This window comes from Helicobacter sp. MIT 14-3879, assembly GCF_003364125.1.
On record NZ_NXLP01000002.1, the window covers coordinates 94,673 to 115,516 of the forward strand.

The window sequence follows — 20,844 nt, forward strand, 5'->3', positions numbered from 1 at the left end:
CTTATGTTTATAAGCTATTAATTTTATCCTTGTTTAAAGATATAAAATTATTTCAAAAACTTTAATTATACCCTAAAAATAATTTTAATATAATTTTTAATATATTTTGTTTGGAGCTTTAGTAATGAAAGATTGGCTTTTTCCTTCTTTTGCATTTATAATTTTTTTATATGGAATGTCTTTTGTTATTTATGTTTATAGTAATTATAGTCCAAATATAGGAATTTTCTCGCATTCTACAAAAGATGTTAAATATAATGATATTAGTAGTTTTTTAAGAGATGTTTCAGAATCCTTTAAATAATTTTAAAAGATTGCTTAAATAAAAATATCTTATTGTCGATTATTAAGTTATTACAATTAATTAAAAATTTTAATTATACAATTGATATTCTTAAAGCTTTAAAGGAGAAACTAAATTATGATAGTTAGAAATAGCCCATTTCCAACATCAATGAATTCACAACAAAGTCAAAAAATAGATAGTGTTGATAATAAAGTAGAGGAAGTTACACAGCAATCACAAAAGATGCCAGAAATAGATTATGTAGAAGCACAAAATGAACAAAAAGTTCAAAATATTAAAAAAGAAATTGATAATGGCACTTATAAAATTGATATAAACAAAAGTGCTGATAAAATGGCACAAGATTTGCTTGTAGATTTAAAGGTATATAAATAATTCTATAAGGACAAATATGTTACATCAATCTTTAAATAATGCAGTTTGCAATCTAAAATCATTAATTGAGCTTAACTTGCTTGATATAGATGACATAAAAGAAGCAAGACACGAACAAATTTTTAATAGACTAGAGACTAAAAATAACCTTATAGATTCTTTTAAGAAAAATAAAAGTTTAGCTGATAGTGAAATGAGAAAGCTTGTTAATAGATTTCCAAATAAAAAGATTGAAGAACTTTTAGATGATAATGCAATGAAGTTAATAGATGATATGAGGGTGAATCTAAAAACACTAAAAGAATTAAATAAAAATTATGCAAAAAGCGTATTAGCAGTATATGAATTTTATAATTCACTTATAGAATCTATAATTCCTAGCCAAAAAGTTGGATATTTAGATAAGGTGCATTCCAAAGCTGACTTAATGAGTATAGAGGCTTAAAGAGTTATTATGGGTGGTATCCTCTCTTCACTAAATACCTCTACCACAGGGCTTAATGCTCATCAATTAATGGTTGATGTTACGGGTAATAATATTGCAAATGCTAGCGATGAATTTTATTCAAGGCAAAGGGTTTTAGTCTCACCAGAAAAGCCACTTTATTTTCAAAACTATAACCTTGGTCGTGGTGTAGATATAGAGACTATACAAAGAGTTCATGATGAATTTACATTCTCAAGGTATAGAAAAGCTGCTAGTGATGCACAGTTTTATGATACAGAATTTACTAGTTTGCGTGAAGCCTCTGCATTTTTCCCAGAAGTAGATGGTGTTGGAATTTATAATGATATAGAGCAGTATTTTAATGCTTGGAAAGACATAGAGAAGAATCCAGCAGATTCTGCACAAAAACAAGTTTTAGCACAAAAAACTCAAACACTTATTACAAATATTAAGGATACTAGAAATAGGCTTTTTGATTTGCAACTTAAAAGTAGTGAAGAATTAAAAGTTACTATTCAAGAGATTAATTCATTAGGAAAACAGATTGCAGAGATAAATAAGAAGCTTGGCGAAATGGAAGATAGCAGAGAATTAAAACAAGCAAATGAGCTTAGAGATAGACGTGATGAATTAGAATTTAACATGTCAAAGCTTATTAATACTAATATCTTTAAAGATAAATTAAAAAGCAATTCAAAGCTTAATACAGAGAGTGCAGACTTTGATTATGGCTATACATTAAATATAGCAGGTGGATTTAATATCGTAGATGGTGAGATTCACCACCCTATAATAATTGACAATAGCGATAATGAAAATGGGCTTTATACAGTCTATTTTCAAGGCTATGATTTTAAGAGAGTTGATATTACAGATAAAATTTCTGGTGGTAAAAGTGGAGCATTGATTGATTTAGTAGCTTATGGTAAAAATGGTGGCAAAATTGGGAAATTACAAGAATATATTAATAATCTTGATACATTTACTCAAGGATTTATTGAGGCTACAAATTCTGTGTATGCACAAAGTGCTACAAATGAGCTTAGAGGTGAAGTGCTTGAAATTAGCAATGATGAGGTTTTATCAAGCTCAAAATATAATATTAAAAATGGTAGTTTTGATGTTATCATTTATGATGCTAAAGGCAATGAAATGCTAAGAAAAAGTGTTAAAATTGATGGTATTACTACAATGGAAGATATAGTTGATTATCTAAATAAAAGCACAGATGATAATAATGATAACAACCCACTAAATGATTTTGATGATTATTTTATAGCTTATTATGATAATGACGCTAAGCAATTTCAGATTCTTGCAAAGAATCCTTCACTTGGACTTAGTGTAAGTATAGAGGATAATGGTAGTAATTTTGCTGGTGCTATTGGTGTTAATCGTTTTTTAGATGGTAATAATGCTAATGATATATCACTAAATCCTATGTATGTTAAAGACCCAACTTTGATTCGTCAATGGAAAGCTCCTGTAAATGGAAATTTTGATATTGCAACAATGATGCTTTCTTTGCAGTATAAAGAAAGTGAGTTTTACCCAATTAGAGGTAAAAAGCAAAAAATGAGTATCCCAGAGTATTTTCAGTTTGTTACCAATAAAGTTGCAAGTGATACAAATGAGATTCAAGTGCTTGGAGATACAAAGCAATCTGTTTTAGCAGCAGTTAAAAAAGAGTTTTTAGCAATTAATCAAGTAAGTATTGATGAAGAAATGGTAAATTTAATTAAGTTCCAAAGTGGATATGCTGCAAATGCTAAGGTAATAACTACAATTGATAGAATGATAGATACATTACTTACAATAAAACAATAAAACACTTCTTTTAATAAACAAATAATTTAAACCCATATAATAATTAGATTGTTACTATTTTTCTATATCTTTTAGTTTAAATTAATTTAATTTTGTAAATAATCTTAAAAATATCTAAATTTAAGCTTACTTTAATGGGGGGGGGGTAGAATTCAATTTTTAAAAATAAAATAGGAGAAATTGAATTGAAAAGATTAGTAATTTTAATGCTTATTTGTTTTGGGTTAAGTGCAGATGATTATAATGAAATTAATAATAATACAAGAGAGAAAAATGGTATTTTTATAGGATTTGAAATTGGAAATGGAGAGACGATGTTTAAGCAAGATTTTGCAAGTGTAGGTAATACCTATTATTATGGTATAGATATGAAAATATCATCTAATCTCTATGGTGGAAAAGTTGGATATAAGTATTTTTTTAATGATTATGTTGGAATAAGAGGATATTTTAATTTAGATTATCAAGGAGCATTATATAAGCTAAAAGGGAGTGTAGGAAGTAATTCTCAAAGCTCAAATGTATATACAGATTTATTAAATTTTGGAATAAATGCTGATGTTTTAGTGAATTTCTACAATACTAATTTTTTAAATGTAGGCTTATTTGCTGGGCTTGGAATTGGTGGAGTAAAGTCTGAAGTCCAAATTGACGCTAATAAAGATGATATGATAGCTTTTGATACTAACTTTAAAGTTGGCTTAAGGCTTAATATAGAGCAAAATCACGGGGTAGAATTTGTAGCAAAAATACCTATGATTGAAAGCAAAAGAAAGGCTGATATGCTAGGATTAGGAGTAGAGACAACACAGAAAGTTAAGCAAGTATATTCACTAGGCTTAAGTTATTTATATACTTTTTAATGCTTTTATTTAGAATCTCAATAGTTTTCTATTGAGATTCTATTTATTATTTTATTATGTTGCTTAAAAAATCAATATAATATTTTAGAGAAGCACTAGGGTCGCCACCTAGATAATTTCTTATGTCTTCATCGCGATATTTATTTTCATAACCTCCCTTAAAATGTCTATAATCATTTTTATTGATTTTATAAAGTGGGCTAGAAATATTATTTATTTCTAAATAAAGAGCTTTTAGAGCTTTTAGAGTCTCTAAAGAAGAATCTATTTTATAAATGTCAAAGCTTTTTGCGATATTTGATGGCTCTAGCTCATCTTTAATAAACTCTGCTAATAGCTTTAGATAACTTGCTTGGGTTTTTGGAGTTAATTTTCTATTTGTTGTTTTAGAGACTACATTTGATAAAAATTTTTTAAAATCCTCTTTTTTAGAAGATTCTGTTAGTTTAATTATAAAAATTTTCTCACCAAATTTAAGATTAATAGATTTTTCTTTCACGCTATTAATGTTATTTTTAGCCTCCTCTTTTATTTTTTCATTAATGTTATTTTTTAAATCCCTAAGGTCAAATTTCTTTTTCATTATATTTCCTTTTAAAGCTTTATGTCTTTTTTATTAAAAAGTGAAAATATAGCTTAGGTTTAAAATATAAGTTGGTTTAACCCTAAGCTCTTGTTTGTCTGTATATGTTACTCCACCTATTGTAGCACTTGTTGTTTCTTCATTTACTTTTCCATTTACTATTGGAATTGTTGCTCCAAACTCTATTCCGTGATTTTGCTCTATATTAAGCCTTAAGCCAACCTTAGCATTAGCATTAAATCTTAAATCAGTGTCATTACCAGCAACCGAATTTACAAAAATACTTGTTCCTCCAATTCCAAGTCCAGCAAATAAGCCTACATTTAAAAAATTAGTATTGTAAAAATTTACTAAAATATCAGCATTTATTCCATAGTTTAATAATCCCAACCTAGTGTTATTTAAACCTTTAACTGAAACTGCCATTTCTTGATAATCTAAACTTAAATATTCTCTTATTCCAATATAATCACTAAAGAAATATTTATGTCCAATTAATTTTATACCATAGGAATTTACATTAAATGTAGTTTTTATATTACCTGAAAATGTGCTTCTTACATCACTAGCTACCTCACCATTACCTAAATCAAATCCAATAAAAAACCCTTTATTTTCCATTGCATTTACATTTAAACTAAAAATAATAAATACCAATCCTATTATTTTCTTCAATTTTATTCTCCTTGTTAGTTTTATTTTTAAAAATTGAATTCTACCCCCCCCCATTAAAGTAAGCTTAAATTTAGATATTTTTAAGATTATTTACAAAATAAATTTATATAATTTCAACTCTAAATTCTAAAAATTCAAACACATTAATTCTTAATTTAGTGGGAGTGATTTTAGTAAGTGCTAATTTTGCTTTTTAAAATGAATGTGTTAGTTTAAACTAAATATTTAAGGAGAAATTATGGTTACAATGAAAGATTTACTTGAGTGTGGAGTTCATTTCGGTCATCAGACTAGAAAGTGGAATCCAAAGATGAAGAAATTTATATTTTGTTCTAGGAAAAATATCCATATAATCGATTTACAAAAGACAATTAGATATTTTAGATATGTTTATAGTATTGTTAAAGAAGCTTCAAGTGAGGGTAAAACAATTATGTTTGTTGGCACAAAAAAGCAAGCAGGAGAAACTATTAAGCAATTTGCACAAAGCATAAATGTTCCATATGTTGATTATAGATGGCTTGGCGGTATGCTTACAAACTTTGGCACAATAAGAAAATCAATTAGAAGATTAGAATTAATTGAGGAAATGGAATCTAACGGACAAATTGAGCTTCTAACTAAGAAAGAAAAATTAACTTTACTTCGTAAGAAAGAAAAATTAGAGAGATATTTAGGTGGAGTTAGAAATATGAAAAAACTCCCTGATATGATGTTTATAATAGATGTTGTAAAAGAACATATTGCAGTTGAAGAAGCTAGAGGACTTGGGATTAAGGTTATAGCTCCGCTTGATACAAACTGCGACCCCGATAAGGTTGATTACCCAATTCCGGGAAATGATGATGCAATACGTTCCATTCAGCTTTTTTGCAAGGAAATTACAGAAGCAATAATTGAGGGAAGAGAAAGTAATAAAGATGAGTTAGAAGAGGTAGAAGAGAGATTTTCACAAGATGAAGAACAAAAGATTCAAAACAAAGACAAAGACATTGAAGAGAGTTTTGAAAACATTACAGATGAGAAGAAAGAAGAGGTGGAATAATGGAAATTTCAGCTTCTTTAGTAAAACAGCTTAGAGAGATGACAGATGCGGGTATGATGGATTGCAAAAAAGCATTAGTTGAGGTTAATGGAGATATACAAAAAGCCGTAGAATACTTAAGAGAAAAGGGCTTAAGTAAGGCTGCAAAAAAGGCAGATAGGGTTGCTGCTGAAGGTGCTATTGCTCTTAGGGTTGATAGTGGTAGGGCAATTATGATTGAGATAAATAGTGAAACCGATTTTGTTGCTAAAAATGATAGTTTTAAAGAGTTGTGTAGCACTGCTATTGAGCTAGTATCTAAAAATAATATTAAAAGTATTGATGAATTAAGTAAAGTTATCGTTGATAACACTTCATTTGATGATTATCTTAAAGGTAAAATTGCAAAAATTGGTGAAAATATTGTAGTAAGAAGAATAGCATTATTAGATTCTACTAATAATAGTTTAGTTAGTGGGTATTTACACTCAAATAATAGAATAGGAACTATTGTAGAGATAAGCTATAAAAAAGAATCTTCTAAAGAAAAACTATTAGAATTAGGCAATAGCCTTTGTATGCACGCAGCAGCTATGAAGCCTCAAATAATCAGCTATGATGAATTTAGCAATGATTTTATAAGTAAAGAAAAATCCGCATTAATTGCAGAAATAGAAAAAGAAAATGAAGAGTTAAAGAGACTTGGTAAAACCACAAAAACTATTCCTGAATTTATAAGTAAAAAAGAGATTACTGCTAGTGTTTTAGAAAAGCAAGAAAAAAAATTTAAAGAAATGTTAAAAGAGCAAAAAAAACCAGAAAATATTTGGGATAGGATTTTGCCCGGACTAATGGATAGATTTATTGCTGATAATACATTGCTAGACCAAAGGTTAAGCTTTTTGGGACAATTTTTTGTGTTAGATGATAAAAAGACTATTGCCCAAGTTTTAGAATCAAAAGGAAAAGAATTAGATGATGAAATAACTATATCTAAATATATTAGATTTGAGCTTGGAGAAGGCATAGAAAAGATAGAAGAAGATTTTGCAAAAGAAGTTGCTAATCAAATGAAATAATGGATTCTACATATTTAATAAAAGCACAGAATCTATCTCATAGTTTTGAACATACACTCTATGATGGAATCAATTTAGAGGTTGAAAGTGGAGAGAGTGTTGCTATACTTGGAGTTAGTGGTAGTGGAAAATCCACACTAATAAACAATCTCTCTACACTTCTAGCACCAAAAAAAGGTAAAGTTAGCCTAAATAATAAAGATGACATATACTCTCTTAGTAGTAATGAGCTCCTAAAAATCAGACAAAGTGAAATTGGTATTATCTTTCAATTCCATTATTTATTTCGTGGATTTAGTGCTTTAGAAAATTTACAAGTATCATCTATTATCTCAAAACAGTCTATTGATATAGAATTATTAGAATCTTTTGAAATTGCACATATACTAAACCAGCAAATTGGCGAACTTAGTGGGGGACAACAGCAGAGATTATCTATTGCAAGGGTGCTTACAAAGAAACCAAAGATAATTTTTGCAGATGAGCCAACAGGTAATCTCGATAAAGATACTACTTTAAAGGTAATGCAAGTAGTGTTTGATTATATTGCTAAAAATAATTCTTGTATGTTTATTGCAACACATAATATAGAGCTAGCAAAAATGTGTAATAGATGTTTTTATCTAAAAGATTCTAAATTAGAGAGAGTAATATAAATTTCCAAGTTATAAATTTAAGGTTTAGTTAATGGAATTATTAAGCTATCTTAATGATGGTAATGTAGCAAATTTTTTACTCCTACTTCTACGATTTAGTGGGATTATAGCATTCTTTCCATTTTTTGATTCCAAACTTATTCCTATGTCTGTTAAAGGAGCTATGATATTTTTCCTTGCATTATTATTCTTTAAAATCTTACCACCTTTTAATACAAATATAAGTCTAGTAGAGCTGATGATTGCAGGAACTAGCGAGATATTATTTGGCTTTTTAGCAGCATTTTTATTGCAGATTGTCTTTAGTGCTATTATTTATGCGGGTGAGCTTTTAGGCTTTAGCATAGGTATGAGCGTATCTAGCACATATGACCCTGTTAGTGGTTCGCAGAATCTAATCATAGCTCAAGTTTTAAGCTTGGTTGCAATGCTAGTTTTTTTAAGCCTTGATTTTCATCACCTTATTTTTTCATTCATTGCAAATAGTTTATATAATATTCCTTTAGGGGGTTTTATTTTTAGTCAAAACTTAGCTTTATACGCGATTAAAGCTGCAGGTAGCATATTTATAATAGGCTTTACTATTGCATTTCCAATAGTTGGCATTATTATTCTTTCAGAAATTATTTTTGGTATGATTACTAGAACGCACCCACAATTTAACCTTCTTATTATAGGCTTACCTCTTAAAGTGATAGTTGCATTTATAGTATTTATCATAGCATTGCCTGCTATGATGTTTCATTTTAAATCAGAGATTTTTCAAGCATTTAAAATCATTGCTAAAATGGTAGGAGGATAGATTTAAAAAGGTTTACAACCTTTAAGCATTTTTTCAAAATAATTATTTGCTTGGTTTATGTAGTCTTTATTTCTACTAATTACCATTAATTCATAGTTTAATTCAAATGCTGCTTTAGACCAATTTGCCGAGCCAAAAATTATTGTTTCATCATCAATAATTGCAAGTTTATTGTGCATTATGCCATTGTATTTATCATTATAAGAGCGTTTTCCTTGTAATGTGCAAGTTTGTATATTTTTTAGTTTTGCTAAATAGCCAATTTGTGAGGTGCTTTCATTTATATTACTTTTATAGTCAAATATTATTTGATATTTTACACCATTTTTTGCACTATCCCTAATAGCTTTGCTAATTTCTCTGTTTGTAAAGCTATATATTGAAATTTTTACATTATTTTTTGCCCCTTTTATTTCTTTAATTAGTGAATTTATGGCATTTTTAGCATCATAAGGCATAAAATATATAGAATCTGCAAGTAAAATTTGAGTAAAAATTACTAAGGCTATTATCTTTTTCATTTAGCTCCTTTTTTGACATTAATTCTTTGACATTATACTTAAATACTAACTGCTATCCATATATAAAAAGATTAATTTTGCTTAAAAATTTAATGTGAGGATAATTCTAATTTTGCTAGAATTGAAAATCTTTAATTTTAAAATGGAGAGATGATGGTATTTTTGCTTGTTAATACAAACCCAGCAGTAAGAAAGATTTTTGATATTACTGCAAAAAAGGCGGCTATAAAGCTTGATGTAGTAAATAGCATATCTCAGATTCCACTTAATGAAGATTATAGTTGTATATTTGTTGATGATGGAGTTTTAAATACAGGAAGTGTAGAAAGTTTTAGAAATAAAATGATAACTACCAAATTTTGCCTTATAGTATCTAAAGATAGTCAATTGGTCAGCGGATTTGATAGCTATATAAGAAAACCTTTTTTGCCAACAGATATTTATGAAGTATTAAATAAAGAAAAACATAGTGATATAAATCTCTCAACAAACACTTATGAGGATATAGAGCCTAGCCCTGTTGATGATAATTTAGCTAACAGCATTAGTTTAGATGATATAAATAATAATGATATAGATTTATCTGAGTTTAACGATAATAATGACGAATTTTTAAGTGGAGTAAAAGATATTAATAATATAAATTTAGATTCTTTTGAAAATTCACAAAATATTGTTTTTGAAGATGATTTGATATCATCTAAAATACAAGGTCAAGTAGATACACAGGATTTAGTAGATAATAATTTAGAGCAAACTAAACCTATTGAAGAGATTCCAATTGATGAAGTTTCAAATACCCCTATTTCTAAAAATCAAGCTTTCTTAGAGTCTCAAGCAGAAACTGAAATAGTAGATAATGCAGAATCTTTTTCAGATTTTAATGATAATATTCAATCTAGTGATGATATAGATTTTAGCTCTATTTTTGAATTGCAAAATGAATTTTTACAAGAAGAAGAAAAGGGCAAAAAAAAGCCTTTAATTGGAGGAGATGGCTATAAAAAGAAAGAACCTCCAAAAGAGCTTTCTAAAGAACCTGGAATACCACAAGCAAATCAAGGAAGTATAGAAAGTGAAATTCAAAATATGGAAGATGTTAATTTTCCCATGGGAGATTCTACACAAGATTTATATGAAGAAGATATTACATTACAGCCACAAGAAGTAAATGAACAAAATATAGAATCTAATAATTTTGATTATAATGATAATAATGACAACATAAGCTTTGATATAGGTGATGAATTTAATAATATGAGTGATGAGGTTATAGGTGATAATAATATACAGCATTCAGCAGATATTATAGATAATATTAGCAACATTAATGAGCAAGACAATATGGATTTTCATACAGATATAAATCCATCTAATATTTCTAATAATCAAAAATACAATATGCTAGGTCTTCCAATAAATGATAGTGGAGATATTGTCGATATTAATGATTTAAGCGAAGAAGAGCTAGAAAAATTAGATGATGAGACTTTGTTAATGCTACAAGAAAAGTCTTTAGATAATCTAAATGCTGAGAATACATTTACAACACCATCACATAATATAGAGCCAAAAGTATTAAATAAACAAGATATAAATGAATTAACAAATATATTAGAAGATACCCAATCAAATAATTTTTCAATACAAAATAATGAGTTTGGTTCTCTTACACAAGAAGCTTTAAGTGAAGTTTTGGGTGAAAGTAATGCAAAAAGTTTTGAATTGAATGATAATTTCCCTAATTCTAATTTAGATGCTATAGAGACTGTGGATTCTAGTAATACGAATACCAATTTATCATCTAATCAATCTGTTAATTCAGATAGTGTTCAAAATACACAAAATCAAATACAAAGTAATATAAATGACTTAACAGAGATTATAAAAACTTTTCCAATTGATAAGTTAAGAGAGCTTTTAAGTGGTGTGCAAATAACAATTAATATAACATTTCCAACTAAAAAATAAATGCAAAATCAAGATATAATAATCATCTCAGGACCAAGTGGAGCAGGTAAGTCTAGCCTTTGCAAAGAAGCTTTTAAATATATAAATAATCTTTATTTCTCTATCTCATCAACAACAAGAAAGATTCGTGATGGTGAAATAGATGGTGTGCATTATAATTTTATTTCAGAAGATGCTTTTTTAGAAGGTATTAAAAATAATGATTTTTTAGAATGGGCAGAAGTTCATAATAACTATTATGGAACTAGCAAATCTCAAGTTATAAAGGCACTAGCAAATAATAAAATTGTTTTATTTGATATAGATATACAAGGTCAGAGAGCAGTTAAAAAACAATATCCACATTCAACTTCAATTTTTATTACTACACCAAATAAAAATGTTTTAGAATCTCGGCTTAAAGCTAGAGATTTAGATAGTATAGAAGTTATAGAAAGTAGGTTAAAACACGCATATAATGAAATGCAAAGCATAGAATCTTTTGATTATTTAATAATTAATGATGATTTTGATAGCTCACTAGATGCTTTTTTAAGTATAATAAAATCATTGCAATTTAAAAATAATAAACTTAAATCTAAAAAAATTTACCAAAATTGGCGTTAATATTTTCTTTAAGAAAATTATTAATGTTTTAAATACCATAAAATAAGCATATTTAGGGTCAAGTTTAGACTTAATTGTTTATAAATATAAATATTTAATTTATTTTATAATATAATTTAAGCAAATTTATACTCTAAAGGATTTGATATGGCAATGTCTAGTGTTCCACAATTGTTAATTATTTTGGCAATTGTAGTTTTATTGTTTGGTGCTAAAAAGATTCCAGATTTAGCAAAAGGACTTGGTGCAGGAATTAAAAACTTTAAAAACGCTGTTAAAGATGATGAAAATGATGCTTCACAAAATATAGCAAATCAAGAGCTTGAGAATAAACAAAATATAAAAAATGCAGATTTAAGTAGTGAAAACACTAAAGATGAAAGTATTAAAAAAGTATAAATGTATCATAGTATAAAAGATATATTAGATTCTGCATTAAATCAAAATGTCTTACTAGAAATTCCAAAAGATTCTAAAAGAGGACATTTTGCTACTCCTATTGCCTTTATTCTTTCTAAAGTTTATAAAAGACCACCAAAAGAAATAGCAAGAGAATTAATAGAAAAACTATCTAATATTAAAGAATTTAGTGATATTGAAGAGGTAAATGGTTTTATAAATATTACTTTAAGTGATGATTTTTTAGTAAAGAAAACAAAAGAGATTTTAGAAAATAAAGATTTGTTTATTAAGCAAGATAAAGACAAAAAAAACATTTTATTAGAATTTGTAAGTGCTAATCCAACAGGACCTCTTCATGTAGGGCACGCAAGAGGAGCTGTATTTGGTGATACTTTAGCTAGGATTGGTAGGGCTTTAGGGCATAGAATTATTACAGAATATTATATAAATGATGCAGGAAGCCAAATAGATATGCTGGGATTATCTATTTTTATTGTAGGTAGAAAAATATTAAATGAAAAAATTGAAGATAGAGAAGCACTAAATACTAGAGATAATTTAAAGCTTGAATATCAAGATAATTATTATAAGGGTGAGTATATAGTTGATTTGGCAAAAGAAGCCATCGAAAAATTTGGTTTAGATATTTTTATAGATTCTAAAAATATTGCTATTTTGTCTAGTTTTGGTGTTAAGAGAATGCTGGATTTAATTAAGTTAAATCTTAAAAATTCAAATATAGAATTTGATAATTTTGTTAGTGAAAAAGCTATAAGTAAGGATTTATCTAATGTATTAGAAATATTACAAAATAATAATGCTTTGTATGAGGAAGACTGCAAGATTTGGTTAAAATCTTCTCAAAAAGGTGATGAAAAAGATAGAGTTGTGGTTAGGGATTCTAAAGAACCTACATATTTAGCAGGCGATATTGTTTATCATTATGATAAATTTAAAAGAAATTTTGATACTTATATTAACATTTGGGGTGCAGACCATCACGGATATATAGCTAGAATAAAGGCTAGTATAGATTTTTTAGGTTATGATAGTTCTAAATTAGAAGTTTTATTGTCTCAAATGGTGAGTTTATTGAAAGCAGGCAAGCCATACAAAATGAGCAAAAGAGCAGGAAATTTTATCTTAATGCAAGATGTTATTGATGAAATAGGAAGTGATGTTATGAGATTTATTTTTATTACAAAAAAAGCTGATACACATTTAGAATTTGATGTGGATATGTTAAAAGATGAAAATAACCCAATTTATTATATCAATTATGCAAATGCTAGAATCCACACTATTCTTTCAAAAAGCAACTTAATAAATAAGCAAAGTTATAATTTTAGTAACCTAGATTCTATGTGGAAAGGTTTACTAGTATATGCTATGCTTTTACCTAAAGTTTTAGAAAGTGCATTTAATGAGAGAGCATTACAAAAATTACCAGAATATCTTAAGAGCTTATCTTCAAAATTTCATTTTTGCTATAACTCTTCTAAGATTATTGGAAATGAGTTAGAATGTGAAATAATAGCAATTCTAAAAATAGTTTCATTGTCTATTACAAAAGGACTAGAATTTATGGGAGTTATTGCAAAAACAAAAATGTGATATTAATTTATTTAAGGGCATATTTATATGGAAAAAGTTGATATAGCAGTTATAGGCGGTGGAGCTTGGGGTAGGGCATTAGCCTGTGCGTTTAGTAAAAAAAATGATGTAGGTATAGTATCAAGAAGAGAATTAAAATATTTGCGTAGTTATCACTCTCACAAGGTAATACAAATACCTATGGAAGAGGCAATAAAATGTAAATACATAATTATTGCTGTTAAAAGTGAGGCTATTCGTGAGTTACTCTCAAAAACAAAATTTAATAAAAGTAGTATTATTTTAGTTGCTTCAAAGGGTATAGAATTAGATAGTGGAGCCTTTATAAGTGATATTTTTGATAGATTGTGTGATAACAAAAATGTAGGTTATCTTATGGGACCTTCATTTGCTTCTGAAGTTTTAGAGGGAATGCCGGGTGCTTTAAATATACACACTAATAAAGAGGATAAAATAAAGCATATTTCCAATATTTTTCCAAACTTTATTAAGGTTTACTTTGATAATGATGTTATAGGTGGTGAAATAGCAGGTGCTTATAAAAATATTATAGCTATTGGTGCAGGAATTTCTGATGGATTGCAGTTAGGCAACAATGCAAAAGCATCATTATTATCAAGAGGTCTAGTTGAGATGGCTAGATTTGGAAAGTTTTTTGGAGCAAATAGCGATACTTTTTTGGGTTTAAGTGGAGCTGGAGATTTATTTTTAACTGCAAATTCTAACTTATCAAGGAATTATCGTGTTGGAAATGCTTTGTCTAAAAATAAGCCAATAAATAGTATCTTAGATGAACTAGGTGAAGTTGCAGAGGGAGTATATAGCACAAAAGCAGTAATAAAACTAGCAAATAAGCATAATATTTATATTCCAATAGCAAAACAAATATATGATATATTAGAGGGCAAGTGTCCTAAAAAAAGTGTAGGAGAGTTATTGTTAAGAGAAAATTGTGATTCAATAGGAAGTCTAGATTTTTTTAAGCTTTAAGAAAAGTTATATTAAAATATAGGTCTTTATAAGTATTGTAAAAGGAGAAAATATGAAAATAATAAGTAAATTGCTTATAGTAGGTGCTTTATTTATTAGTATCTTGGTTGCAAAAGATTATAATGTAGATGTAGCACATTCTCAAGTAGAGTTTAAAGTTAAGCACTTAAGCGTTAGTAATGTAAAAGGTAGTTTTGGGACTTTTAGTGGAACTATTAGCTTAGATAACGGCAAGTTGAGTGCATTAAATGGTGAAGTTGATGTAAATTCTATTAATACAAACAATGAGAGTAGGGATTCTCATATTAAAGAAAAAGATTACTTTAATACTGCTGAATTTCCAAAAGCTACTTTAAAGCTAGTTAAACTAGAAGGAGAGAATGGAATTTTTGATTTAACTATTAAAGGCATTACAAAACAAATTCAATTTACAGTTGAGGTATTTGGAACTTCTAAGAATAAGAGCAATAAAGAAGTAGTAGGTTTAAATATAAGTGGTAAAATAGATAGAAAAGATTTTGATATTGCTAAATCAACATCAAATATTGCACTTGGAGATGAGGTGAATATCTCTATTGATATTGAAGGATTAGAAAAATAACTTTTTTGGAATCTTTAAGATTCCAAGTTTATATTAAAAATATTTTTTAAAGATTTAAATGATATTTTTAGGTTTATATCTTTAAGAAATTGTTAAAGTATGAAAAAGGATTTTTATGGGAATAAGCTTGGGTGTTGATTTGGGTTCTACAACAGCTAAAGTTATTCTCTTAAGAGATAATGAAATACTTTTTCAAAAATATGATAGGCATTTCTCAAAGGTTAGAGAAAAAATTATTGAAATATTAAAAGAGCTAAAAGAAGAGATAAAAAATCAACGCTTTAGTATTGCTATATCAGGTAGTGCAGGTTTTAGAATCTCAAAAATAACAAATATTGATTTTATACAAGAGGTTTTTGCTACTGCGGAGGCTATTAAGAAATTAGAGCCAAATAGTGATGCTGTAATTGAACTAGGTGGAGAAGATGCAAAAATTATATTCTTAAGCAATGGATTAGAAGAGAGAATGAATGGTTCTTGTGCTGGTGGGACTGGTTCGTTTATCGATCAAATGATTACATTATTAAATATAACTCCAAATGAATTTGATAGACTATCTCTAAATTATACAAAGATTTATCCAATAGCCTCTCGTTGTGGAGTCTTTGCAAAGACTGATGTCCAACCACTGCTAAATCAGGGTATTAAAAAAGAAGATATTTCTGCTTCAATTTTTCAAGCAGTAGTTGAGCAAACTATTTCAGGTCTTGCACAGGGTAGAAAGATAGAAGGAAAGGTTGTTTTTTTAGGAGGACCTTTGTTTTATTATAAAGGATTGCAGCAAAGATTTAAGGAAAGTTTAAAATTAAGTGATGAAAATGCTATATTTCCGGATTTTGCTCAATATGCAGTAGCACTAGGAGTGGCAATTTATGCTAGCAGTTTAAATACTGACTATTCTTGTGATGAGATTATAAATCTATTTGAAAATGCTAAAAATACAAAAAGTAGTAATAGATATTTAGAACCGCTTTTTAGCTCAAAGCAAGATTTAGAATCTTTTTTAAATCGCCATAATAACGCATATACAAAAGAGATTGATATAAAATCATATAGTGGTGATGCGTATCTTGGTATCGATTGTGGTAGCACAACTACAAAATTGGTTTTAATTAACAAAGATGGTGAGATTTTATATACGTATTATGGTAGTAATCAAGGTAATCCTGTAAATGTTCTTTTAGATGAGCTAAAAAATATTTATAACTTAATTGGAAGTAGGATTAATATTAAAGGAAGTTGCGTTACAGGATATGGTGAGGAATTAATAAAAAGTGCTTTTAAAATTGATATTGGTCTAGTTGAAACAATGGCACATTTAAATGCAGCGAGATTTTTTAACCCAAATGTTGATTTTATAATTGATATTGGCGGACAGGATATGAAGTGTTTTTATATTAAAAATAACTCTATTGATAGCATAATGTTAAATGAGGCTTGTTCATCTGGGTGTGGAAGTTTTATTGAAACTTTTGCAAAATCTATGGGTTATGATGTGGAGAGTTTTTCTAAAATGGGTTTGGAGGCTGCTCGCCCTGTAGAACTCGGCAGTAGATGCACAGTATTTATGAATAGCTCTGTAAAAGAGGCACAAAAAGAGGGTGCTGATATTAAAGATATTAGTGCAGGACTTTCTATAAGTGTAGTAAAAAATGCAATTTATAAGGTTATTCGTGCAAAAGACGCTGATGATTTAGGGAAAAATATTGTAGTTCAAGGGGGAACATTCTTAAATAATGCAATACTTAGGAGTTTTGAGAAAGAATTGAATAGAAATGTAATTCGTCCAAAAATTTCGGGTCTTATGGGTGCTTATGGCTCAGCACTTTTTGCTAGAGAATGTAAAGATTCTACCCTTATTAGTAAAGATGAATTAATCTCTTTTAAACATATATCTTCCCCTAGCGTATGTAGCATTTGTGGTAATAAATGTCAGCTTACAATAAATCGCTTTGATGATGGCAGGAAATTTATATCTGGGAATAGATGTGGTAAGCCACTTGGTATTAAGAAAAATATGCTATTTTTGCCAAATTTGTATGAGTATAAATTAAATAAGATTAAAAATATAAATATTAAACTGCAACATGATAATTTTATTAAGCATTATAAAGGTAAAGTAGGGATTCCTCTTGGATTGAATATGTATGAGAATATCGTTTTTTGGTATGAGGTTTTTGATAATTTGGGTTATGAAGTTATTTTATCTGATATTTCATCTCGTAAGACATATGCTATTGGGCAATATAGCATACCAAGTGATACTGTATGTTACCCTGCAAAGTTACTTCACGGACATATTGAAAATTTACTATCAAAAGGTGTTGATACTGTATTTTATCCTTGCATACCTTATAATTTTGATGATGAGGAAAAAAGCACATCAAATTATAATTGCCCTGTGGTTGCATATTATCCAGAGTTATTGAATGCAAATATTGATAAACTAAAAAATATTAGATTCTTATATCCATATTTTGGTATTCATAGAAAAAATGATTTTTTAAAGAAAGCCTATCCTTTCTTTAAAAAGGAATTCAATGCAGATAAAAAAAGTTTCAAAAAAGCACTCTTAAGTGCATTTGAAAAAAGAGAGATGTATATAAAAGATATTATTTCTCAAGGAAAAAAGGCACTAGATTTTGCATTAGAAAATAACCTTAAATGTATTATTCTATGTGGTCGTCCATATCATATAGACCCAGAAATTAATCATGGTATAGATAAATTAATAAATTCTTTAGGGGTTGTTGTGCTTTCTGAAGATAGTGTAATTGGTGATATAGGAAAGTTAGATGTATTAAATCAATGGAGTTATCATTCTAGACTTTATAGTGCAGCTAATTTTGCAAGTAAATATAATAATATAGAGCTAGTTCAGCTTGTTAGTTTTGGCTGTGGAATAGATTCTATTACTACTGATGAGGTTAGAAGAATCTTAGAATCTAATAATAAATTTTATACACAAATTAAAATTGATGAGATAAATAACCTTGGAGCCGTGAAAATTAGAATAAGATCTCTTCTTAGTGCTATAACAATGAGAGACAAAGAAAAGATGGATAAAGAAAAAGAATTTAATGAAAACAATTTAAATATTGTGGAGTTAATATGACAAAAGCAATTCAAAATGAAGCTAAAAAAGAGATTCTAAGTATTAATAATTGGAGTGACAAAAAAGAAGAAGAATATATAAAATTTACACAAGATATGAAACAAACTCATACAATTTTAGTCCCAACAATGCTTCCTATACATTTTAGATTTATGGTAAATATTTTAAAAAGCTATGGATACAAGGCTGAATTGATAGATAATCATAGCAATACAATTATACAAGAGGGATTAAGAAATGTTCATAATGATACTTGTTATCCTGCATTGCTTGTAATAGGACAGCTAATTGATGCTTTGAGGAGTTCCAAATATGATTTATCTAAAGTAGCTTTACTTATCACTCAAACAGGCGGTGGGTGTAGAGCTTCTAATTATATCTATTTGCTTAGAAAGGCACTAAAAAATAGTGGTTTTGGACAAGTTCCTGTTATATCTTTAAATTTTAGCGGATTTGAAGAAGACCAAGCTTTTAAAATTACACTTCCTATGATAAGAAAGATTGTAAATGCCATAATAGTTAGCGATGTTTTAATGTGTGTTTCAAATCAAACTAAAGCTTATGAGATAAATAATGGCGATACTGATGAGTTGATTGATAAGTGGATTAATAGAATCTCTGATAATAATCAAAGTAGAGCATTAGTTAATTTTAATGCCCTAAAAAAAGATGTCAAATTAATCCTAGAAGACTTTGCTAAAATTTATAGATCAAATGAGCCAAAGATTAAGGTTGGTATTGTGGGTGAAATTTACATTAAATATTCGCCTGTTGGAAATAATAATTTAGAGGATTTTTTATTAAATGAGAATTGTGAAGTGGTTATACCTGCATTCTTAGATTTTTGTTTGTATTGTTTAAATGATGCTTTAATTGAAAATAAGCTTTATGGTGGAAGCTTTATTAAAAAAATAATTTATAAAATGCTGTATTATAATTTTACAAAAAAGCAAAAAATTATAATTAATTTATTCAAAAAACAAGGAATCTTTAATGCTCCATCTTCATTTTGCTATACTAAAAAACTAATTAATGGTTATGTTAATGAGGGAATGAATATGGGAGAGGGTTGGTTGCTTACTGCTGAAATGCTTGAGTTAATCAATAGTGGAGTTAATAATATCATTTGCACACAGCCTTTTGGATGCTTGCCAAATCATATAGTAGGTCGTGGTATGATGAAAATCATTAAAGAAAAAAATCCACAAAGCAATATAGTATCAATTGATTATGACCCTGGTGCTACAAAAGTTAATCAGGAAAATAGAATAAAACTAATGTTGGCAAATGCAAAAATCTAATAATACTTTAATTGATAGCTTTGGAAGAAAAATAGATTATATAAGGATTAGTGTAACTAAGAATTGTAATTTTAGATGCAAGTATTGTATGCCAAATACACCAGAAATAATAGAAGAAGACTTAATACCTCTTCCAAAAATGTTAGAGTTTTTAAAAATATCTATGGATTTTGGAGTAAAAAAGATTCGCATAACAGGTGGTGAACCACTTTTAAGAAAAGATTTGCCAACCTTTATTAAAGGTATCTATAATTACAAAAATGATGTTGAAGTTTCACTTACTACAAATGCTTTTTTATTAAAAAAATATGCAAAAGAATTAAAAGATGCAGGTTTAAAGAGAATTAATGTTTCGCTGGATAGTCTAGATTCTAAAAAGATTATAATAATTTCTAAAAAAGATGCCTTGCAAAATGTGCTAGATTCTATAAAAGAGGCAAAAAGTGTCGGGCTTGGTATAAAATTAAATATGGTGCCTTTAAAAAACATTAATGATAATGAGATTATCTCTTTACTTGAGTTTGCTTTGCAAAATGGATTTTTAATAAGGTATATTGAATATATGAATAATATCTTTGCAAGCTCTCAAATACAAGGACTTAGAGGTGAAGAGATTTTAAAAATTATATCTCAAAAATATAATTTTAAAATGCTCCAAAAAGAAAATTTTGGTCCTGCAAAATTATATGAAATAAACTCTATTAAAGAAGGGCTTTTGTCTAATGCCACAAATAATTTAGATGTTAAAAAATTTACTTTTGGGATAATTGCTCCTCATAATGATGATTTTTGCACTTCTTGCAATAGAATTAGATTGACTAGCGATGGAATAATTTGCCCTTGTTTGTATTTTGAAGATGCAGTAGATATAAGTCAAGCAATAAGAAATGGTGATAGAGAGGAAATGATTAATGGGCTTTTAGATTCTATTAAAAATAAGCCAGAGAAAAATAAATGGCAGGAAAATATACAATCAAGTAGGGCATTTTATCATACAGGAGGTTGATTTAGTGTTATGAAGTTTGTAATTACTATTTTTTATATCTCTACAATAAAGATAAGATTATATGCAATGTAGCTAAGG

The 20,844-nt window shown here is 28.0% G+C and carries 21 protein-coding genes; 18 read left to right on the plus strand and 3 right to left on the minus strand.

Going from position 1 to position 20,844, the window contains the following annotated elements; all coding sequences use genetic code 11:
• Positions 1 to 124 precede the first annotated feature (124 nt).
• The 5 genes from CQA44_RS01855 to CQA44_RS01875 all read left to right on the plus strand — a co-directional run bounded on the left by CQA44_RS01855 (position 125) and on the right by CQA44_RS01875 (position 3,820).
• Complete coding sequence (locus tag CQA44_RS01855; protein WP_115545578.1) at positions 125 to 304, plus strand: hypothetical protein; 180 nt, start codon at positions 125 to 127, stop codon at positions 302 to 304.
• A gap of 117 nt (positions 305 to 421) precedes the next feature.
• Complete coding sequence (locus tag CQA44_RS01860; RefSeq protein WP_115545579.1) at positions 422 to 682, plus strand: flagellar biosynthesis anti-sigma factor FlgM; 261 nt, start codon at positions 422 to 424, stop codon at positions 680 to 682.
• 16 nt (positions 683 to 698) lie between these two features.
• Positions 699 to 1,127 carry a hypothetical protein gene (locus CQA44_RS01865; protein ID WP_115545580.1) on the plus strand — a complete coding sequence of 143 codons (429 nt, stop codon included), beginning with the start codon at positions 699 to 701 and terminating at the stop codon, positions 1,125 to 1,127.
• 9 nt (positions 1,128 to 1,136) lie between these two features.
• Positions 1,137 to 2,957, plus strand: coding sequence for a flagellar hook-associated protein FlgK (gene flgK / locus CQA44_RS01870; RefSeq protein WP_115545581.1), 1,821 nt, complete (start codon positions 1,137 to 1,139; stop codon positions 2,955 to 2,957).
• Between the two features lie 185 nt (positions 2,958 to 3,142).
• Entirely contained in the window at positions 3,143 to 3,820 is a 678-nt protein-coding gene (locus tag CQA44_RS01875) for an outer membrane beta-barrel protein (RefSeq protein ID WP_115545582.1), read from the plus strand.
• Positions 3,821 to 3,866: 46 nt separating this feature from the next.
• On the opposite strand, the gene CQA44_RS01880 is transcribed toward CQA44_RS01875, so the two are convergent.
• The gene (locus CQA44_RS01880) at positions 3,867 to 4,403 is read right to left on the minus strand and encodes a hypothetical protein (RefSeq protein ID WP_115545583.1); all 537 of its coding nucleotides are present in this window, start codon (positions 4,401 to 4,403) and stop codon (positions 3,867 to 3,869) included.
• A gap of 33 nt (positions 4,404 to 4,436) precedes the next feature.
• A complete protein-coding gene (locus CQA44_RS01885; RefSeq protein WP_181881738.1) occupies positions 4,437 to 5,078 on the minus strand; it encodes an outer membrane beta-barrel protein in 642 nt (213 codons plus the stop codon).
• A gap of 238 nt (positions 5,079 to 5,316) precedes the next feature.
• Between CQA44_RS01885 and rpsB the strand changes: the two genes are divergently transcribed.
• The 4 genes from rpsB to fliR are packed head-to-tail and all read left to right on the plus strand — an operon-like array spanning position 5,317 to position 8,639.
• Positions 5,317 to 6,123, plus strand: coding sequence for a 30S ribosomal protein S2 (gene rpsB / locus CQA44_RS01890; RefSeq protein WP_115545585.1), 807 nt, complete (start codon positions 5,317 to 5,319; stop codon positions 6,121 to 6,123).
• On the plus strand, positions 6,120 to 7,181 hold the full coding sequence (gene tsf, locus CQA44_RS01895) for a translation elongation factor Ts (protein WP_115545586.1): 1,062 nt from the start codon (positions 6,120 to 6,122) through the stop codon (positions 7,179 to 7,181). Before rpsB ends, tsf begins: the two co-directional genes overlap by 4 nt.
• Positions 7,181 to 7,837 (plus strand): ABC transporter ATP-binding protein, encoded by a 657-nt coding sequence (locus CQA44_RS01900; protein WP_115545587.1) that lies wholly within the window; start codon positions 7,181 to 7,183, stop codon positions 7,835 to 7,837. The genes tsf and CQA44_RS01900 overlap by 1 nt, the downstream gene beginning before the upstream one ends.
• A 31-nt stretch (positions 7,838 to 7,868) precedes the next feature.
• Positions 7,869 to 8,639 (plus strand): flagellar biosynthetic protein FliR, encoded by a 771-nt coding sequence (gene fliR, locus CQA44_RS01905; RefSeq protein ID WP_115545588.1) that lies wholly within the window; start codon positions 7,869 to 7,871, stop codon positions 8,637 to 8,639.
• 2 nt (positions 8,640 to 8,641) lie between these two features.
• Here fliR and CQA44_RS01910 read toward each other — a convergent pair whose 3' ends face one another.
• Entirely contained in the window at positions 8,642 to 9,160 is a 519-nt protein-coding gene (locus CQA44_RS01910) for a phospholipase D-like domain-containing protein (RefSeq protein WP_115545589.1), read from the minus strand.
• Between the two features lie 153 nt (positions 9,161 to 9,313).
• Here CQA44_RS01910 and CQA44_RS01915 point away from each other — a divergent pair, with 153 nt between their 5' ends.
• The 9 genes from CQA44_RS01915 (at position 9,314) to moaA (ending at position 20,766) form a co-directional block, all read left to right on the plus strand.
• On the plus strand, positions 9,314 to 11,131 hold the full coding sequence (locus tag CQA44_RS01915; RefSeq protein WP_115545590.1) for a hypothetical protein: 1,818 nt from the start codon (positions 9,314 to 9,316) through the stop codon (positions 11,129 to 11,131).
• On the plus strand, positions 11,132 to 11,737 hold the full coding sequence (gene gmk / locus CQA44_RS01920; RefSeq protein ID WP_115545591.1) for a guanylate kinase: 606 nt from the start codon (positions 11,132 to 11,134) through the stop codon (positions 11,735 to 11,737).
• Between the two features lie 147 nt (positions 11,738 to 11,884).
• Positions 11,885 to 12,136: a twin-arginine translocase TatA/TatE family subunit gene (locus CQA44_RS01925; protein WP_115545592.1), complete on the plus strand. Its 252-nt coding sequence runs from the start codon at positions 11,885 to 11,887 to the stop codon at positions 12,134 to 12,136.
• Entirely contained in the window at positions 12,137 to 13,753 is a 1,617-nt protein-coding gene (argS, locus tag CQA44_RS01930; protein WP_115545593.1) for an arginine--tRNA ligase, read from the plus strand.
• A gap of 27 nt (positions 13,754 to 13,780) precedes the next feature.
• Positions 13,781 to 14,743: an NAD(P)H-dependent glycerol-3-phosphate dehydrogenase gene (locus tag CQA44_RS01935; protein ID WP_115545594.1), complete on the plus strand. Its 963-nt coding sequence runs from the start codon at positions 13,781 to 13,783 to the stop codon at positions 14,741 to 14,743.
• Between the two features lie 52 nt (positions 14,744 to 14,795).
• Complete coding sequence (locus CQA44_RS01940) at positions 14,796 to 15,344, plus strand: YceI family protein (RefSeq protein WP_115545595.1); 549 nt, start codon at positions 14,796 to 14,798, stop codon at positions 15,342 to 15,344.
• A 115-nt stretch (positions 15,345 to 15,459) separates the two neighbouring features.
• Positions 15,460 to 18,459 (plus strand): acyl-CoA dehydratase activase, encoded by a 3,000-nt coding sequence (locus CQA44_RS01945; protein ID WP_115545596.1) that lies wholly within the window; start codon positions 15,460 to 15,462, stop codon positions 18,457 to 18,459.
• Positions 18,456 to 19,760 carry a 2-hydroxyacyl-CoA dehydratase gene (locus tag CQA44_RS01950; protein WP_115545597.1) on the plus strand — a complete coding sequence of 435 codons (1,305 nt, stop codon included), beginning with the start codon at positions 18,456 to 18,458 and terminating at the stop codon, positions 19,758 to 19,760. The genes CQA44_RS01945 and CQA44_RS01950 overlap by 4 nt, the downstream gene beginning before the upstream one ends.
• Complete coding sequence (gene moaA, locus CQA44_RS01955) at positions 19,747 to 20,766, plus strand: GTP 3',8-cyclase MoaA (protein WP_115545598.1); 1,020 nt, start codon at positions 19,747 to 19,749, stop codon at positions 20,764 to 20,766. The genes CQA44_RS01950 and moaA overlap by 14 nt, the downstream gene beginning before the upstream one ends.
• The last annotated feature ends 78 nt before the right edge of the window (positions 20,767 to 20,844 follow it).

Excerpts from the sequence above, each read along its gene's own strand:
- CQA44_RS01855 (WP_115545578.1), top strand. The coding sequence starts at position 125 with ATGAAAGATTGGCTTTTTCCTTCTTTTGCATTTATAATTTTTTTATAT.
- CQA44_RS01860 (WP_115545579.1), top strand. The coding sequence starts at position 422 with ATGATAGTTAGAAATAGCCCATTTCCAACATCAATGAATTCACAACAA.
- CQA44_RS01865 (WP_115545580.1), top strand. The coding sequence starts at position 699 with ATGTTACATCAATCTTTAAATAATGCAGTTTGCAATCTAAAATCATTA.
- flgK (WP_115545581.1), top strand. The coding sequence starts at position 1,137 with ATGGGTGGTATCCTCTCTTCACTAAATACCTCTACCACAGGGCTTAAT.
- CQA44_RS01880 (WP_115545583.1), bottom strand. The coding sequence starts at position 4,403 with ATGAAAAAGAAATTTGACCTTAGGGATTTAAAAAATAACATTAATGAA.
- rpsB (WP_115545585.1), top strand. The coding sequence starts at position 5,317 with ATGGTTACAATGAAAGATTTACTTGAGTGTGGAGTTCATTTCGGTCAT.
- CQA44_RS01900 (WP_115545587.1), top strand. The coding sequence starts at position 7,181 with ATGGATTCTACATATTTAATAAAAGCACAGAATCTATCTCATAGTTTT.
- fliR (WP_115545588.1), top strand. The coding sequence starts at position 7,869 with ATGGAATTATTAAGCTATCTTAATGATGGTAATGTAGCAAATTTTTTA.
- CQA44_RS01910 (WP_115545589.1), bottom strand. The coding sequence starts at position 9,160 with ATGAAAAAGATAATAGCCTTAGTAATTTTTACTCAAATTTTACTTGCA.
- CQA44_RS01915 (WP_115545590.1), top strand. The coding sequence starts at position 9,314 with ATGGTATTTTTGCTTGTTAATACAAACCCAGCAGTAAGAAAGATTTTT.
- gmk (WP_115545591.1), top strand. The coding sequence starts at position 11,132 with ATGCAAAATCAAGATATAATAATCATCTCAGGACCAAGTGGAGCAGGT.
- CQA44_RS01925 (WP_115545592.1), top strand. The coding sequence starts at position 11,885 with ATGGCAATGTCTAGTGTTCCACAATTGTTAATTATTTTGGCAATTGTA.
- argS (WP_115545593.1), top strand. The coding sequence starts at position 12,137 with ATGTATCATAGTATAAAAGATATATTAGATTCTGCATTAAATCAAAAT.
- CQA44_RS01935 (WP_115545594.1), top strand. The coding sequence starts at position 13,781 with ATGGAAAAAGTTGATATAGCAGTTATAGGCGGTGGAGCTTGGGGTAGG.
- CQA44_RS01940 (WP_115545595.1), top strand. The coding sequence starts at position 14,796 with ATGAAAATAATAAGTAAATTGCTTATAGTAGGTGCTTTATTTATTAGT.
- CQA44_RS01945 (WP_115545596.1), top strand. The coding sequence starts at position 15,460 with ATGGGAATAAGCTTGGGTGTTGATTTGGGTTCTACAACAGCTAAAGTT.
- CQA44_RS01950 (WP_115545597.1), top strand. The coding sequence starts at position 18,456 with ATGACAAAAGCAATTCAAAATGAAGCTAAAAAAGAGATTCTAAGTATT.
- moaA (WP_115545598.1), top strand. The coding sequence starts at position 19,747 with ATGCAAAAATCTAATAATACTTTAATTGATAGCTTTGGAAGAAAAATA.